This window comes from Halosolutus sp. DAT137, assembly GCF_059736405.1.
Map to the genome: position 1 here is coordinate 511,560 of NZ_JCAQID010000001.1, position 16,540 is coordinate 528,099.

Annotated in this window: 14 protein-coding genes; 8 read left to right on the top strand and 6 right to left on the bottom strand. The window is 61.2% G+C overall.

Annotation, left to right across the window (positions count from 1 at the left end; all coding sequences use genetic code 11):
* Positions 1-369: 369 nt before the first annotated feature.
* The 4 genes from AC6I6L_RS02530 to yicI all read right to left on the bottom strand — a co-directional run bounded on the left by AC6I6L_RS02530 (position 370) and on the right by yicI (position 6,496).
* Complete coding sequence (locus AC6I6L_RS02530) at positions 370-1,134, bottom strand: IclR family transcriptional regulator (RefSeq protein WP_497916141.1); 765 nt, start codon at positions 1,132-1,134, stop codon at positions 370-372.
* Between the two features lie 676 nt (positions 1,135-1,810).
* Positions 1,811-2,593 carry an IclR family transcriptional regulator gene (locus tag AC6I6L_RS02535; RefSeq protein WP_497916142.1) on the bottom strand — a complete coding sequence of 261 codons (783 nt, stop codon included), beginning with the start codon at positions 2,591-2,593 and terminating at the stop codon, positions 1,811-1,813.
* A gap of 291 nt (positions 2,594-2,884) precedes the next feature.
* Positions 2,885-4,036 (bottom strand): ABC transporter ATP-binding protein, encoded by a 1,152-nt coding sequence (locus AC6I6L_RS02540; RefSeq protein WP_497916143.1) that lies wholly within the window; start codon positions 4,034-4,036, stop codon positions 2,885-2,887.
* A 90-nt stretch (positions 4,037-4,126) separates the two neighbouring features.
* The gene (yicI, locus tag AC6I6L_RS02545) at positions 4,127-6,496 is read right to left on the bottom strand and encodes an alpha-xylosidase (protein WP_497916144.1); all 2,370 of its coding nucleotides are present in this window, start codon (positions 6,494-6,496) and stop codon (positions 4,127-4,129) included.
* Between the two features lie 192 nt (positions 6,497-6,688).
* On the opposite strand from yicI, the gene AC6I6L_RS02550 reads away from it, so the two are divergent.
* Both AC6I6L_RS02550 and AC6I6L_RS02555 read left to right on the top strand, forming a co-directional pair.
* A complete protein-coding gene (locus AC6I6L_RS02550) occupies positions 6,689-7,954 on the top strand; it encodes a mandelate racemase/muconate lactonizing enzyme family protein (RefSeq protein ID WP_497916145.1) in 1,266 nt (421 codons plus the stop codon).
* Positions 7,955-8,047: 93 nt separating this feature from the next.
* Positions 8,048-9,013, top strand: a complete 966-nt coding sequence (locus AC6I6L_RS02555) for a C-terminal binding protein (protein WP_497916146.1) — start codon at positions 8,048-8,050, stop codon at positions 9,011-9,013.
* Positions 9,014-9,143: 130 nt separating this feature from the next.
* Here AC6I6L_RS02555 and AC6I6L_RS02560 read toward each other — a convergent pair whose 3' ends face one another.
* Together AC6I6L_RS02560 and AC6I6L_RS02565 are read right to left on the bottom strand one after the other, a co-directional pair.
* On the bottom strand, positions 9,144-10,040 hold the full coding sequence (locus AC6I6L_RS02560; RefSeq protein ID WP_497916147.1) for a carbohydrate ABC transporter permease: 897 nt from the start codon (positions 10,038-10,040) through the stop codon (positions 9,144-9,146).
* 1 nt (position 10,041) lies between these two features.
* The gene (locus tag AC6I6L_RS02565; protein ID WP_497916148.1) at positions 10,042-11,007 is read right to left on the bottom strand and encodes a carbohydrate ABC transporter permease; all 966 of its coding nucleotides are present in this window, start codon (positions 11,005-11,007) and stop codon (positions 10,042-10,044) included.
* Positions 11,008-11,308: 301 nt separating this feature from the next.
* On the opposite strand from AC6I6L_RS02565, the gene AC6I6L_RS02570 reads away from it, so the two are divergent.
* The 6 genes from AC6I6L_RS02570 (at position 11,309) to AC6I6L_RS02595 (ending at position 16,506) form a co-directional block, all read left to right on the top strand.
* Positions 11,309-11,464 (top strand): hypothetical protein, encoded by a 156-nt coding sequence (locus AC6I6L_RS02570; protein ID WP_497916149.1) that lies wholly within the window; start codon positions 11,309-11,311, stop codon positions 11,462-11,464.
* A gap of 3 nt (positions 11,465-11,467) precedes the next feature.
* Positions 11,468-12,496, top strand: coding sequence for a YeiH family protein (locus AC6I6L_RS02575; RefSeq protein WP_497916150.1), 1,029 nt, complete (start codon positions 11,468-11,470; stop codon positions 12,494-12,496).
* 145 nt (positions 12,497-12,641) lie between these two features.
* Positions 12,642-12,947, top strand: coding sequence for a UxaA family hydrolase (locus tag AC6I6L_RS02580; protein WP_497916151.1), 306 nt, complete (start codon positions 12,642-12,644; stop codon positions 12,945-12,947).
* 24 nt (positions 12,948-12,971) lie between these two features.
* Complete coding sequence (locus AC6I6L_RS02585; protein WP_497916152.1) at positions 12,972-14,135, top strand: UxaA family hydrolase; 1,164 nt, start codon at positions 12,972-12,974, stop codon at positions 14,133-14,135.
* A gap of 4 nt (positions 14,136-14,139) precedes the next feature.
* Positions 14,140-15,141: an Ldh family oxidoreductase gene (locus AC6I6L_RS02590; protein ID WP_497916153.1), complete on the top strand. Its 1,002-nt coding sequence runs from the start codon at positions 14,140-14,142 to the stop codon at positions 15,139-15,141.
* A gap of 99 nt (positions 15,142-15,240) precedes the next feature.
* Entirely contained in the window at positions 15,241-16,506 is a 1,266-nt protein-coding gene (locus AC6I6L_RS02595; RefSeq protein WP_497916835.1) for an ABC transporter substrate-binding protein, read from the top strand.
* Positions 16,507-16,540 lie beyond the last annotated feature (34 nt).

Genomic DNA, 16,540 nt, shown 5'->3' on the forward strand with positions numbered 1-16,540 from the left:
CATGCATTGTCGTATAATATTATCGATTTATTATGTGGTACTACCTCGTTGTGATTATTACAGTGTATATTCATGCGCAGTATTATACTGTTCGCGTACAGGCCGGCATGTGTCCGGCAACGCGTTCCTGGTGACACCGGATCGAAACCAAATCGTTCGTGATCTGCGGCGTGTTCAGGTCTGTGTATTTCAAATCCGGCGTCTTCCGTTGTAACGGGTAATGTACTCACCGGCTCATTCCTGCTGAGATCCGAGACTGCCGACAGAATGTGTCGTCTACATCGGTCGTTGCCGCTGATCCTCGCGACGTTCGAGTCGGTCGTCACGTCACCGATCCACCCGAGAAAACGCTGATTGGCTACTCTTCGGTCAGTATTCGAGGTTCCCCTGAATGATATCCGCATATTCTTGCACTACCGACGGGTATTCGTCGAAGAACATCCGATCATCGAGGCGATTTGGCGGACCATAAAGCGCGATTCCACCGATGAGATCATCCGTCTTACTGATGATTGGTACGCCGACACCTCGCATTCCGTCGAAGCACTCCTCATCGTCGAGAGCATATCCTCGTTCACGAACGCGATCCATCTCCTCTAACAGAGGGGCGAGTTCGGTTATCGTATTATTTGTTCTCGGGTGAAGTCCGTATTGTTCTGTCACAGATTGAATTTCTTCGTCGGATAATTGAGCCAGAATCGCTTTTCCGTAGGCTGTCGTATTCAGCCGTGACTTGACCCCCGGATACGTCCGATTGACCTGCAGTCGCTTCACTTTCTCTCCTTTCTTCATCGACAATAACACGCCAAGATTGTTTTCTTCGATCATCAACCCTGCAAACTCCCCCGTTTCCTCGACTAACCGACGGATTTCTGGCTCTGCCTCGTTATAAATATCGTAGTTGTACCGGACTTGATTGCCGACCTCGAGGAAGTGTGAACTCACACGATACCGGCCGTCTGAACCCCTGGTAATATGGTTAATCGTTTCCAGGGTGTTGATGTATTCGTACATCGTACTCAGCGGCATATCAAACTCAGTAGCGAGTTCACGAACAGTCGCTGCTTTCATTTCGACGAGGCGCTCTCGGATACGGTTCGCACGGCAAAGAGACTTGAGAGGTGTCGAGGACATGCTACAGTGGTTGTGCGGCAATTGGCATTATAGTTCCGGTTATTTCGGAAACGGGGAAAGAGGGAACGGCTGTCTATTCGTTCTGGGGGTGTCTCCGCCGGGAAGACGAACGCCACACACGCCTCATTCGAGATGCTCGGAATCACCGTGGGATTTGCCATCGCAGCGTGGTATGAGACGGCAACGCAGAATCAATCATTATGATTATCTCGAATCCGCTAAAATAGCGGGCTCTGACCGGTAGTGGCACTAGCCGGTTATCCCACCGAGACCACCAGTCGGCTCAGTCCCCGCCGCAACCAGCTCTGTTGCCGTGAAAACCGATCGACCGGACGGAATCTCGGCGAGAACGGTACCGGGCGAGTTTTCAGTACGACGAAGCCGTTGCAGGTCGAGTTCGGTCTCCATCACACACGCAGGCATCTGTGGGTCGGGCTCCGTTGAGAAACGACACCTCTCGATGAACGATCCGTTTGATTACAATCGTATGGGTGTAATTATCTGCGTTATCGATCGCGGAACTGTGAACACGAAATTACGTACGTGCGACTGTAATATATTTCGGCAGTGAACGGAGGGCGCCGGGAGAACTATCCGTTTGCAGGACACAAACGGAATCAAAACCAATCGCGAACAGGGAGGGATTTTCGATCATAGTGTTTGTACACTACAAACGCTACCGCACCTGTGCCGCGTTCACTTCGATCACGTTCGAGGTGTGCTGGACCATCTCCGCGACCTCCTTTTCGAGTCGGTCTCCCTGCATTCGGCTGGTCGGCCCGGTGACGCTGACCGCCCCGATAACGTCACCGTTCCGATCGAGAACGGGTGCCGCGACACACTGCAGTCCCTTGAAAATCTCCTCTCGATCGAACGCGAGCCCCCGTTCGCGGACGGTTTCGAGTCGAGAGAGGAGTTCCTCACGATCGGTGATCGTATTCGAGGTCTTCGCCGGCATTCCGTGGCGATCGATGATCTCTTCGACGCGCGATTCGGGGAGGTGGGCGAGGATCGCTTTCCCGAGAGCGGTACTGTGGAGGGGGTTACGACCTCCGACGTACGAGGCCGTCTGAACGGCGTTTTCGCCTTCCGCTTTGTACAGGTAGACGCCTCGACCGTGCTGTTCGACCATGAACTGCGCAACCTCCCCGCTGACCTCGGCGAGTCGTTCGATTTCCTCTTCGACGACGTCGTAGATTTTGATCTGTTCGCGGACGTACTTGCCGAGGTCGAGAAACCGGAGACTCAGCCTGTATTCACCGTCGCGATTGACGACGAGCTCGTTGGCCTCGAGCGTGGCCAGGTGCGTGTGGACGGCTCCCTTCGAGGCGTCGACGTAGTTCGCGATTTCGGTGACTCCTGCGCCGTTCAACTGCTTGAGGGCGTCGATGATGTCACAGGAGAACTGGACCGCGTTTACGGTCCGACCCGCGTTGGCGGCGTTTTGCTGATCGTTCATATCACGTGATGATAGCACCGGACACATAATTGTTTGCATCTGGAAAACAGGAGCCGACTTACCGGGATGCGTCTCGATCCGTCGTCGCAGTTATTTCACCACGTCACTGGGAGCAAAATGCCGATTTTGACGGTTTATCCGGGTTCGAAAACGATCGCAATGGTCTCCGGAGGACCCGTATTTGTTCACTACTCGCAAACAGGGCTTCCGTCGGTGCTCGAACGCAGACGCGTCTTTCCGTTCTCGAGTGAGCGACCAAGTCCGAACGAAACGCAGCGAAAAAAGACGACGTCAGTTCGACGGCGTGACCATGTGTTGTTCGAGGTCGTCGCCTTCAGCGATCGCTTCCCGGTTTTTCACCGCGTCGCCGGTCGCGCGATCGAACAGGTGAATCCGGTCGGCGGGGAAGATGACGTTGATGTCCTGGTTGGGGTCGATGACGAGTTCGCCGCTGACGCTCGCCGTCAGCGTCTGATCGCCGATATCGAGATAGAGGTTGGAGATTTCGCCCATCGGCTCCATGACGCTTACCTCCGCGGCGATCGCGTTCTCGACGGACGGCTTGGCGAGTTCGATATCCTGTGGACGAATTCCGAGCGTGAGCTCCCGGTTCGCGTCCTCGAGTTCCGCGGTGATCTCCTCCGACAGTTCGTACTCGAACGTCGGCCCGACGAGGGTGCCATCCTCGTGTGTGACGTCGATGAAGTTCATGCTCGGTGACCCGATGAAGCCGGCGACGAACTTGTTTGCGGGCCGGTGGTAGCACTCGAGTGGCGTTCCGATCTGCTGGAGCTGGCCCCCGTCGAGGACGGCGATCCGATCGCCCATCGTCATCGCTTCGGTCTGGTCGTGGGTGACGTACACCGTCGTTACGTCGAGATCCTGCTGGAGTTGCTGGAGTTCGGTTCGCATCTGGGAGCGAAGTTTCGCGTCCAGATTCGAAAGCGGCTCGTCCATCAGAAAGATTTCCGGGTCGCGGACGATCGCCCGTCCGAGTGCGACGCGCTGTTGCTGGCCGCCGGAGAGTTCTTTCGGTCGTTTTTCGAGCAGGTCGCTGATGCCCAGAATCTCGGCCGCTCGATCGACCTTCTCGTTGCGCTCGTCTTCCGAGAGATCCGTCGTCATCTTCAACCCGAACGACATGTTCTTTCGGACGTTCATGTGTGGGTACAGCGCGTAGTTCTGGAACACCATCGCCACACCCCGTTCTTTGGGCCGTTTCCGGGTAACTTCCGATCCGTTGAGACTGATGGTCCCCGCGGACGGCATCTCCAGTCCGGCCAGACAGCGCAACGTCGTGGACTTCCCACAGCCCGATGGGCCGACGAGGACGAGGAACTCGCCATCTTCGATCGTGATATTCAGTTCGTCGACAGCAACGATCGTGTTACTGTTCCCATCGTCGTACACTTTCGTCAGTTCGCTAACGTCAACCTGTCCCATGGATGTGCTCTTGCTATGCGGCTTTGAGTGGATTGCTAATAAATCCCGTGGTAACGGTATTCGATCGCTGAAAAAACAGTTCGGGCCGGTCTACTCCACGATCAGTCGAACGGTCTCGCCGTCGATCGTCCACTCACCCGCCTCTGGCCCCGATTCGACGCGTTCGAGCGTCGCCCCGGCCGCCGTCACCGTCTCCGGGAGGTTGTCGAATCCCTCGACCACGTACTCACAGACTGGTGACGTCGAGTCGGCATCGACGACGAGCGCGCCTGCGTCCGCATCTGCGTCCGTTTCGACGTGGATCTCGATCTCGGCCAGTTCGTCGCGCGCTTCGTCGTAGTACCGGCCGCCCGCAGCGCCGTCCGCAAGGGTGGTCTGTAACGTCAGTCGCTCCGGCGGTCCCTCCTGGACCGTCTGCGCCGGCTCGCGAGTTGGCAATACAGAGCCGGCACGGACGTACAGCGGGATGCGATCGAGCGGCACGTCGACGTGTAACGTCTGTTCGCCGGCGTATCGATCGCCGGACCACCACTCGATCCACTCGCCCTCGGGGAGGTAGACCGATCGCGACTCGCTGTCGTCGAAGACGGGCGCAACGAGTAGCGATTCCCCGAGCAGGTACTGGTCGTCGATCTCGTGCGTTCGCGGGTCGTCCTCGAACTCGAACAGGAGCGGGCGGACGATCGGGTAGCCCGTCCGGCTGGTCACCTCGGCCTCGCTGTAAATGTACGGCAGGAGTCGGTAGCGAAGGCGGGCAAACTTGCGGAAGATGTCGACGGCGTCCTCACCGAAGGCCCACGGTTCGCGCGGGGTCGTGCCGTGACACCGGGAGTGACTCGACAGCAGGCCGAACTGCGACCAGCGGATGTAGACCGCCTCGTCGGGTTCGCCCTGGAACCCACCGATATCGTGGCTCCAGTAGCCGATACCCGACAGCGACGCGCTCAGACCGCCCCGTAGGGCGGCCGACATACCGTTGAACGAGGTCTGGGGATCGCCGCCCCAGTGAACCGGGAACCGCTGGCTGCCGGTCCAGCCGGCACGACCCCAGACGAGGGCCTCGTCGTCGCCGTTGACCTCGCCAACCGTCTCGTAGACGGCCTCGTTGTACAGGTACGGGTAGAGGTTGTGCATCGCTTTCCCGGAGAGGCCATTGTCGAAGACCGCGTCTTCCGGAACGTACTCCCCGTAGTCGGTTTTGAACGTGTCGACGCCCATCTCGAGCAGGCGGCGGTGTTTGTCCTTCCACCACTCGACGGCGTCGGGGTTGGTGAAGTCGACGATCGACCCGCGGTAGTCGCCCTGACAGGTGCGTTCCATCACGTAGGGCTTGCCCGTCCCGTCCTCGATGAAGTACCCCTCGTCGCGGGCCGTCTCGAAGGCCTCGGTGCCGACCGGAACGTGGGGGTGTTCCCACAGCGACAGCCGAAAGTCGTTCTCGTGGAGGTCTTCGAGCATCCCCTCGGGGTCGGGGAACTGTTCGGTGTCCCAGACCAGATCCGTCGACTTGTTCTCGCGCATCCAGAACGGATCGAGGTGGACCACGTCCGCCGGAATCTCTTCCGCTCGCAGGCGTCCAGTGATCTCCTCGAGTTGTTCGCGCGATTCGTAGCCGAGTCGGGACATCCAGACGCCGAAACTCCACTTCGGCGGCCGACCGGGACGGCCGGTCAGTGCCGTGTACTGGCTGTGGATCTCCTTGATCGACGGCCCGTGGAAGAAGACAAACGCGAAGGTATCGTCGTCGACGGCGACGGTCGCGCTCGCGGTCGACTCGTTCCCGAGGTCGTAGTTTACTCGATGGGTCGTATCGACGAGCAGGCCGTAGCCTCGCGTCGAGATATGGAACGGGATGTTCTTGTAGGCCCGCTCGCTTTCGGTTCCGAGGGGTTCGACGTGCCAGGACTCGACTTCTTGTCCGCGACGATCGAACCGGGTAAACTTCTCGCCGAGGCCGTAGATGCGCTCGCCGGGATCGAGGGCGAACGCGGTCCCGGTTTCTGTCACCGGGTGTGGGCCGTGGTTGATCTCCTCCTCGCTAAAGCCGAGGGGTTCGACTCGATCGTTCGCACGGACGTCGAGATCGTCACGCTGTTCCTCGAAGAGCACGTCGCCGTCCATATCCTCGACGCGGAACGACCACGAGTCGAGACCGATCTGGAGCCGGAGTTCCCCGGTGTCGATCGTCAGTTTACCATACCGTTCGGTTACGTCCAGTTCGACGTCCTCCCGAAGCGCGTCCTCGTCGAAGATGGGGTACTCGTTGCGATCGCTCCCCGCCTCCGGGTTCGCGCGCAACTCGAAGCGGAACGTCGAGGGGTCGAGAAAGCGGATCGTAACCGGAACCGGTCGATCGTCGCTGCGGGGTTCCTCGAGGCGTCGCTCGACGTCACAGGTGAGCGTGATCGTGTCGCTGGTCCGTTCGTACTCCCGGACCGCGCTGACGGTTGTTCTGACCATTGGTTCTCTCTCGAGAGAGTCGGGCTGAGACTATTAAATCTATTCACCGCGGCCGGTGCGCCGTAGCCGCCGGTGCGCCGTGCCTGCCGCCGGGCGAGGGGTTCTGGTCGCCCGGCTGCTCGACGCTCCGCGTCAGTACTCTCTGCAACCGCAACTATTATCACGATATTGTGACTCCTGTCGAGTGTACTCATGGACACGAACGACGAGCCGGACTACCGGATTCCGCAGGGCGGCGGCGTGCCGTGGCGAGACATGGGTCTCGAAGAGACCCACAGACCGCCCGAACGCGACATCGAGATCACCGATATCAAGACGATGGCGATCGCCGGGAACTTCACCTGGGGGATCGTCAAGGTCGAGACCGACACCGAACACTACGGGCTCGGGGAGACGTTCCGGGCCGAGGCCGCTCTCGACATGGCCGGGCGGATGGACGTCGATCTGGTCGGGGAAAACCCGCTCGACACCGATCGCATCGTCGAGTTGCTCAACCAGCGCTACACCGGCTGTGGCCGCATCGGGCAGGCCGCGTTCACCGCGATCGAGACCGCCTGTTACGACATCAAGGGCAAAGTTTTCGACGTGCCGGTGTACGAACTCCTCGGGGGCAAGTACCGCGACGAGATCAAGATCTACTGTGACACCCACGGCGGCGAATCGCTGGGGGAAGCCGGGAATCACGATCCGATCGACGTCTATACGCCCGAATCCTACGCACGGGCGGCTCGCGAGGTCGTCGACGAAGGGTTCGACGCGCTGAAGTTCGACCTCGACGTGCCGACCCACGCCAGCTACGACGAGGCCAACCGGCGGATGGACAACGAGGCGCTCGAACACAAGGTCCAGCTCGTTGAGGCGGTGCGCGACGAGATCGGCTACGACATCGACCTCGGGATGGACCTCCACTGGAATTTCACGAAAGAGACGGCGATCCGTCTCGGAAAGAAACTCGAACGCTTCGACCTCGCGTGGCTCGAGGACCCGGTCCCGCCGGAGCGACTCGACGCACAGCGCCAGGTCACCGAAGCCCTCGACCTCCCGGTGCTGACGGGCGAGAACCTCGTTACCCCGCCACAGTTCAACAAGTACGCCCGCGAAGGAGCGATGGACATCGCCGCCCCGGACGTCAACAAGTGTGGCGGCCTCGGCGAAATGAAGAAGATCGCGACGATCTGTGACCTCTACGGCATTCCGATCGCCTCGCACAACATCTCGAGTCCGCTCGGAACGGTCGCCGGCGCACACCTCTCTGCGGCGGTTCCGAACTTCCTCTGTATGGAGTGGCACTCGCGGGACGTGCCGTGGTGGAACGACCTCGCGATCAGAACCGGCGGGAGCGGGCCGATCCTCGAAGACGGCTACATCGACGTCCCCGAAGGCCCCGGACTCGGCGTCGAGATCAACCGCGACCTGGCCGAACAGTATCTGACGGACGGCTCGGAACTCATCATCTAGGGCGATCCGCGGCTTCGATCGCACCGATCATCTCCCACTTCGGCCGCCGACGACCGATACCTTTTTTGAACGCATCTCACCACGTTTCACTGTATGTCACCATATACCGTCGTGGTCAGCGACCACGATTTCACGGATCTTTCGATCGAACGGGACGTTCTCGACGGCGTTGCCGAGGTTCGCGACGCCGGCGGAGACCTCGACGACGACGCGAGCGTTACCGACGAACTGCTCGACGCCGACGCCGTTCTCAACCTCCGCCACGAGATCGACCGCGGTGCGATCGAGCGACTCGAGGACTGTCGGATCATCGCCCGGTACGGGATTGGGGTCGACAACGTCGACACCGAGGCAGCAACCGAGCGCGGCATCTACGTCACGAACGTTCCGGATTACTGTCAGGAGGAGGTCGCAACGCACGCGCTGTCGCTGCTGTTATCGCTCAACCGCGAACTAACGCGCTACGATCACTCGGTCACCGGGGGGCAGTGGGATCGGGACGTCGCGACGCCGATTCACCGGCTCTCGACTCGGACGCTCGGCGTCGTCGGCTTCGGCGCGATCGGCCGTGCGGTCGCGGATCGTGCGACGGCACTCGGCTACGATGTCGTCACGAGCGATCCGTTCGTCGACGAGGAGACGGCCGCCGACCACGGCGCGGAACTCGTCGAGTTCGAGTCGCTGCTCGAGCGATCGGACGCGGTGACGATCCACTCGCCACTCACGGACGGGACGCGAGGGATGTTCGACGACGACGCGTTCGCACGGATGCGGGAGTCGGCCGTGCTCGTCAACGTCGCACGCGGGCCGATCGTCGACGGCGACGCCTTGCTCGCCGCCCTCGAAAACGGCGAGATCGCGGGGGCCGGCCTCGACGTCTTCCCGGATGAACCGCCCGCGAGTGACGATCCGCTGCGGACGCACGATCGCGTGGTCGCAACGCCACACGTCGCCTGGTACTCCGAGGAGGCAAACGACGAGCGGCGTCGCAAAGCCGCCGAAAACGTACGGGCGGCGCTGCAGGGCGATCGGCCGACGAACGTCGTCAACGACCTGTAAGCAGCGAGTTCCGCCGTTCTCTTATCGTCCGCCGGCTCTCGGAGACTGCGCTCTCCGGGCTATCCCGTGATTGCTACAAAAACGATCGCAAAAACGCGGTCGAACGCCGATCGGTCGGTCGATCCAGCGATTAGGCCTTTCCGACGCCGGCGGTCAGTCCTTCGACGATCTTGCGCTGGAAGAACAGCATGAGCAAGATCAGGGGGATGATCGACATGAACACCGCCGCGGAGATCGTCGCCCACGGGTAGGTGTACTCGCCCTGATAGAGGGCGATTCCGACCGTGATCGTTCGCATCGAATCCTCGGTCATGAACGTCAGCGCGAACAGGAACTCGTTCCACGCGTAGATGAAGACGATGATCGCCGTCGTCGCCATCGCGGGCGCGGAGACGGGGAGGATGATCCGGAACAGCACGCCGATATGCGAGAGCCCGTCGATGAGTCCCGCCTCCTCGAGCGAGTCGGGGAGTTCCTTGAAGTACGCCTGGAAGATCCAGATCGCAAACGGCAACTGGAACGCCGAGTAGGGGATGATGAGTCCGAGGTAGCTGTTGAGGAAGCCGGTCGATCGCGCCAGATCGAACAGCGGGATCAGCCGGCCGAAAAACGGCAGCATGGCCGAGACGAGGACGATCATCAGCACGTGAAGCTTGAACCGGAAGTCGAGCCGGGAGAGCGCGTAGCCGGCCATCGAGCCGAGGACGACGCAGACGATCGCGGTTCCCGAAGCGACGATGAAACTGTTGATCAGGTATCTGAGGAACGGTGCCTGCTGCAGCGCGATGACGTAGCTGTCCAGCGTGACCTCCGTCGGGAGATACTGCACGGGGAACTGGATAATTTCCGTCGATGGCTTGATCGAGGTCAGGAAGATCCAGATAATCGGGAAAAAGGAGACGAGACACAGCAGAGCGACCGAGCCGTAGAATCCCAGCTTCTCGCCGACTCGCTGTGGGTTGTACTGCTCGAACACGGACTCGTCCTCGGTAACCGATTTCGTCGGATCGTGGGTTTCGGAACTCATGTTAGCGCACCTCGGGTTCGTACAGCGTTGCGACGTAGATCAGGCAGATAAGCATCGCGACGAGGGTAATGATCGTCGCAGCGGCAGCCCCCTCACCGAACTCGAGTCGGGTGAAGGTGTGGCTGTGTGCCCACAGGACCATCGTCGTGGTCGATTCGCCGGGTCCGCCGCCGGTCAGCCCGTACGGCAGTCCGAAGGCCTGAAACGCCGGCAGCGTCCGGAAGATCAATGCGACGAGAATAACCGGCTTCAGCAGGGGAAGGGTCACGTACCAGAACTGTTTGATCTTCGACGCGCCGTCGATACGTGCGGCTTCGTAGAGGTTGTCGGGAATGCTCGAAAGGCCCGCAATCAGGATCAGCGCGACGAACGATGTCGTCTTCCAGATCGTCACGAACAGCATCGATGCGAGCGCGATGTCCGGGTCCGAGAGGAACGGGTACGGCGACTCGAGGATGCCGACACGGATGAGCAAGTCGTTGATGACGCCGTACTCGCCGTGGAACAGCCAGGCCCAGATCCGCGCGTTGATGATCGTCGGCAGCGCCCAGGGAAACAGAATCGCGACGAGGGCGACGTACTTCCCCCAGAATTTTCGGTTGACGAGCAACGCGACGCCGAGTCCGAGTACCATCTCGATCGGGACGCTTACGAAGGTGTAAATGAGCGTGACCCAAAACGAGTTCCAGAACGACGAACTCGAGACCACCGATCGGTAGTTCTCGAGACCGACGAACTGCTCTTCTCGGGTCGGCAGAACGCTTCCCGAGTGGAGACTCGTCCACACCGTATCGAGAATCGGGTAGTACGAAATAACGAAGAGGTATGTCAACACTGGGGCGAGCAACAGCGCGGCCATCTCGCCGTCGGTAAAGCGGAGCTGTCTATACCGTCTGTACCGCTCTTGTAATCTTGCATCCGCCAGACGTGACGTTCCGTCTGACGCATCTGGTGCTTCAGCAGCCATCTATGGACATGAAATGCCATACCATGTATATAAAATTACGGTCTCCCGCGCGCGGCGAGACGATGCTTCGTAACCCGATGATCCGGGCGGTGTGACTTCACTCGACGATCCGAGTGGAACCTCTCCCGGTGGCCCGAACGAGCAGCGTCGCCCGGATTGAGTCAGGCCGTATCGGATTGGGTCGAACCGGGCCGGACCGTATCGGATGGGTGGATCGGGTCGGGACCGGTTGGGGAAGAATCGTCCTCCGACGGTCGGCAATTCTTAAATAGTGGCCGGGCAGTACACACAGATACGCACAATGGGAGACGCAACGCCGCGCGTCACCGACTGGTATCGACTCCGGAAGAGGCTCGTTCAGTGGTGGCTGACGCTCGATACCGACTGGAAGAGTCTCGTCTGTGGAACCATCATCGTCGGACTCGTGCTTGGTTTCGACGTCCCGCTGCCAGGGTAATCGATGGGAAGAACGCCCTCGCTCCGCCGATCGATCGTCGACTACGTTCCGGGCGTCGCCGTGCTGGTAGCCGGTGCGACCGTCGCCTGGACGTTCGGTTCGTTGTTCTCGAGCGTCGATGCGTTGCTCGTAGCGATCGTTATCGGCGTCGTCGTCACGAACACGGTCGGGGTTCCGGAGTGGGCCGGGTCGGGAGTTCGAACTCACAAGATCTGGCTCGGAACTGGCATCGTTCTCATGGGCGCGTCGCTGGCGCTCGATCAACTGATCGACAACGGGGTAGTCGTCTTGCTGTCTGTCGTCACCGTTACGGCGTTTACGATCCTGTACGTCGAGACCCTCTCGCGAGTCGTCTTCGGACTCGCCGACCGTTTCGCCTCCGTTCTGGCGGCCGGGGCGAGTATTTGTGGCGTCTCGGCCGTCGTCGCCGTCGCCGGCAGCACGAACGCGAGAGAGGAACACATCGCCTACGCCGCGGCGACGGTGTTGCTATTCGATGCGCTTACGCTCGTGGGGTACCCGATCGTCGGTCGCGTGCTCGATCTGCCGGCGCAAGTGTTCGGCATCTGGGCCGGCGTGAGCATGTTCAGCACCGGGCCGGTGGTCGCTGTCGGCTTTGCACACTCAGACGCCGCGGGCCAGTGGGCGACGATCACGAAGCTCACGCGAAACGCCTTGATCGGGTTCGTCGCCGTCGGCTACGCGGCTTACTACGCGCGCCGTCGACTCACAGATGGTGGCGACACGAGTACCGTACGCTGGCGAGAACTCTGGCACCGGTTCCCCAAGTTCGTCGCCGGCTTCCTCCTGCTCGCGGTGTTGGCCAGCGCCGGCCTCTTTTCCTCACAGGAGATCGCGGTCTTCGAGAACGCCTACAACTGGCTCTTTTTGATCGCGTTCGTCGGCCTGGGAACCGATCTCGAAGTCGAGAAACTTCGCTGTGCCGGCGTCCAACCGATTCTGGTCGTGTTGATTGCGTTTCTCACGGTCAGTACGATCTCGTTGCTGGTGTTGCTGGCCGTCCTCGGCTGAACTGAGTTCTACTGTACCGGTCGTGCGTGACCGGTTTCAGTCCCGCGAAGGTGAACCGACGGGAATAGGATCGCGAACGCGCCACCCCGGACCGATACCGCCGGTATGGTAAGCTATTTCAACTGAGAGTCAGTTGCGTTTTCCTATGGGTGATTCCCACATCGTAGCGGTAGAACCAGCAGACAACGTTGCGACCGCCATCCGTGAACTGGAGGGTGGCGAAACAGTGACCGTCGACATCGGCGACGAGGAGGTCACCGTCGAGGTGACCGAGGACGTCGGCTTCGGGCACAAGATCGCACTCGCGGAGATTCCCGAGGGCGAAACCGTCCGCAAGTACGGCCTCAGCATCGGCAACGCCTCACAGACGATCGCACCGGGCGATCGCGTCCACGTCCACAACGTCGACAGCAACTACGGTCGCGGCGACCTAGCAGAAGAAACCGCATAACATCACTACACGTTTCACACTATCATGACTGACTTTCTCGGATACGAACGAGACGACGGCAGTATTGGCATTCGAAACTTCGTCCCGATCATCGCGACGGCACCGTACGCGAACGATACGGTAAAACGAGCGGCGGACATCGTCGACGACGCGATTCCGATCACGCACCCGCTGGGTCGGTGCCAGACGAAACCCGACGTGTTCCAGACCTACCGAACGCTTCTGGGATACGCCACGCACCCGAACACCTACGGCGCGGTGATCGTCGCCCACGCCGGCGAGATCGTCGACGGTGACGAACTCGCAGCGGACGTCGCGGAGACGGGCCGCCCGAGTGCGAGCGTCAACATTCACGACGAGAAGGGCGTCATGAACGGTCTCAAGGCGACGGTCGACGCCGCCCAGGAGATGGTCCAGGACGCGAGCGCACAGCAGCGCCAGCCCCACGACGTCTCGAATCTCACCTTCGGGATCAACTGCGCGACCTCCGACACCACGAGCGGTCTCTGCCAGCACAAGGCGACCGCGGGCGCTGCCTGGCGACTGATCGACGAGGGCGGCCGCGCCGTCTTCGCGGAAACGCCGGAGTTCTTCGGCGGCGAGGAAGGACTGGCCGAGCGAGCCGTCAACGACGACGTCGCCCAGAAGATCCTCGACTACGTCGAAGGCTGGGACGAGCGCCTGCAGGCGACGGGCTTCGACGTTCGCGGCGCACAGCCGACGCCCGACAACATGGACGGCGGCCTGACGACGATCGAGGAGAAGGCCCTCGGCGCGCTCGTCAAGTCCGGCGACGGCCCGATCCAGGATCTGGTCGACTACAGCGAGAAGATTCCCGAAGAAAGCGGGATGTACATCATGGACACGCCCGGCCACGGCGCGGAGTCGGTCACCGGGATCGGTGCCGGCGGCGCTCACTTCATGATCATCTCGACCGGTCAGGGCCACACGCTCTCGAACGCGGTCATGCCGACGATCAAGATCACGGGCAACCCCGGCAGCGCAGAGCGCGTGCCCGAGGAGACCGACGTGGACGTCAGCGAGGCACTCGTCGGTGATCAGACGACCGAGTGGGCGACCGATCAGCTCTGGGACGAAATCCTCGACGTCGTCAACGGCAAACTCACGCTGAGTGAAGTCCTCGGCGAGAGTCAGTTCGCGATCCACCGCATCGGTCCCTCGACGTAACACGATGAACGTAGACAGAGCACGCGCTCGAGAGGTTGCGACCGAGGCCTTCGAGGCCCACGGCATCTCACCCGAGGATGCGGCGGCGACAGCGGAGATGCTGGTCACGGCCGAAGCGCGCGGCAAGTCCTCCCACGGACTGATCCGCCTGCCGCGCTACCTCCGCGGGGTCGAACACGACAACGTCGACCCCGATGGCTCGATCGAGGTCGTCCGCGACGCCGGCGCAGCGGCGACAATCGACGGCGGCGCGCGCTTCGGTCCCGCGGTCGCAGACCACGCGATCGAGGAGGCCACGCGTCGAGCCGACGCCCACGGCGTCGGACTGGTCGGCGTTCGAAATACCACCCACCTGGGGATGCTCGGCTACTACACCGATCGCCTGCGACGAAGCGGCTACGTCGCGGTCGCGATGACCAACACCGAGCCTGCGATGCCGCCATACGGCGGTTCCGAGCCGGTACTCGGGACGAACCCGATCGCGATCGGGCTTCCGACAGATCCGCCGTTCAATCTCGACATGAGTACGTCGGCGATCGCTCGCGGCTCGATCGATCGCGCGGCAGAGCGCGGCGAGTCGATTCCCGAGGGTGTCGCGCTCGACGCCGACGGTGAGCCGACGACCGATCCCGAGGCCGCACTGGAGGGAACGATCCTTCCCTTCGGCGGGCCGAAAGGCTCCGGGCTGGCGATCGCCGTTGAAGTGCTGGCCGGCGCGCTCGTCGGCGCGGCGACGGGGACCGACGTGACGGGGACCTACCATACGGAAGATCCCTGTACCAAGGGCGACCTCTTCGTCGCGATCGATCCCGGAGCAACGGCCGGCGAGGAATTTACCGGGGAGACGAACGCGTTTCTCCGATCACTGAAGCGGATCGAAACGGCTGCCAACGCCGACGAAATCCGCCTGCCGGGCGAGACATCGCTTACCGGGGAGTCCGAGGAGACGATCGACGTCGACGAGGAAACCTGGAACCGCGTCTGCGAGCTCGCCGGCGAAGACTGAGCAGCGGTCGATCCGCGGTGCTCACTTCATTTCTCACCCTCGTTCTGGCTATAATTGGAAAGATTATTATAGTACCCTCCTAATATGTCACGTGTGCCAATGCAACGCAGACGGACTTTTGTCAAGGGTGCAGCGATGGCCGGCCTCGCCGGTCTTGCAGGATGTCTCGGCGGCGACGACGGCGACGGTGACGGTGGGTTGAACTACGTCCATCCGAGCTACTTCGGTGCCGACGCAGAGGACATCGTGCCGATGTTCGAGGAGGAAGCGGGGGTCGAGGTCTCGACGCAATCGTCGCCCGGTGAGGCGACGTCGACCCGCGAGTACTACGTGAACCAGTTCGTCGCAGAGAGCGGCGATTTCGACATCGGGAACATGGACATCATCTGGCCGGGCGAGTTCGCAGGACTCGGCTGGGCCGCAGAGATGAACGATCCGGAAGGCCACACCGACAACATGCTCGAGACGCCGGTCAACGCGGTGACCGTCGACGGCTCGATGTACGGAATGCCTCTCCACACGGACGCCAACGCGCTGTACTACCGGACCGACAAGCTCGAGGAGTACGGATACGACGGACCGCCGGAGACCTACTCCGAACTCGTCGATATCGCACAGGACATTCTCGATCAGGACGACGAAATCGAGAACGGCTACGTCTGGCAGGGCGGGACCAACGAGGGTCTCACCATCATGTGGCTCAACTGGGTCTGGGGCATGAACGGTCAGGTCTACGACGGCGACGAAGTGACCGTCAACAGTGAGGAAGGCGTTGCGGCGCTCCAACACGCCGTCGACCTGATCCACGAGTACGAGGTGACGCCGGAACACATCCCGTCGAGTGCGACCGACGAGAACCGAGAAACGTTCCAGCAGGGGAACACGCTGTTCATGCGCAACTGGCCGTACGCGGTCTCGCTGATGAACGAGGACGGCTCGGACGTACAGGATAACTTCACCGTCGCACCGCTGCCGACCCACGAAGACCACCCGGACGCATCGAACTCCTGTCTTGGCGGCTGGAACCTGTTTATCAACTCGTACTCCGACAACCAGGAACTCGCCCAGGAGTTCGCCAACTACATGGCCTCACTCGAGATTCAGGAACACCTCGCACTCGAACACAGCCGCCTCCCAGTCCGTCAGGAGGTCTACGAAAACGACGAGATCCGCGACGAGTTCGAGGAGCTAGCGCTGTTCGAGGAAATTCTCAACCGAACGGAAGCCCGTCCGGCACTCGAGAATTACCCGACGTTCTCGGAGATCGTGTTCACCGAGGCCAACAACGCGCTCGTCGAGAGCAAAACGCCACAGGAGGCACTCGACGACGCACAGGAAGAGATCGACTCGGAGATCAACGGCTGATAACGAGTCCGATCACCGATCGCCCGACGGCCGG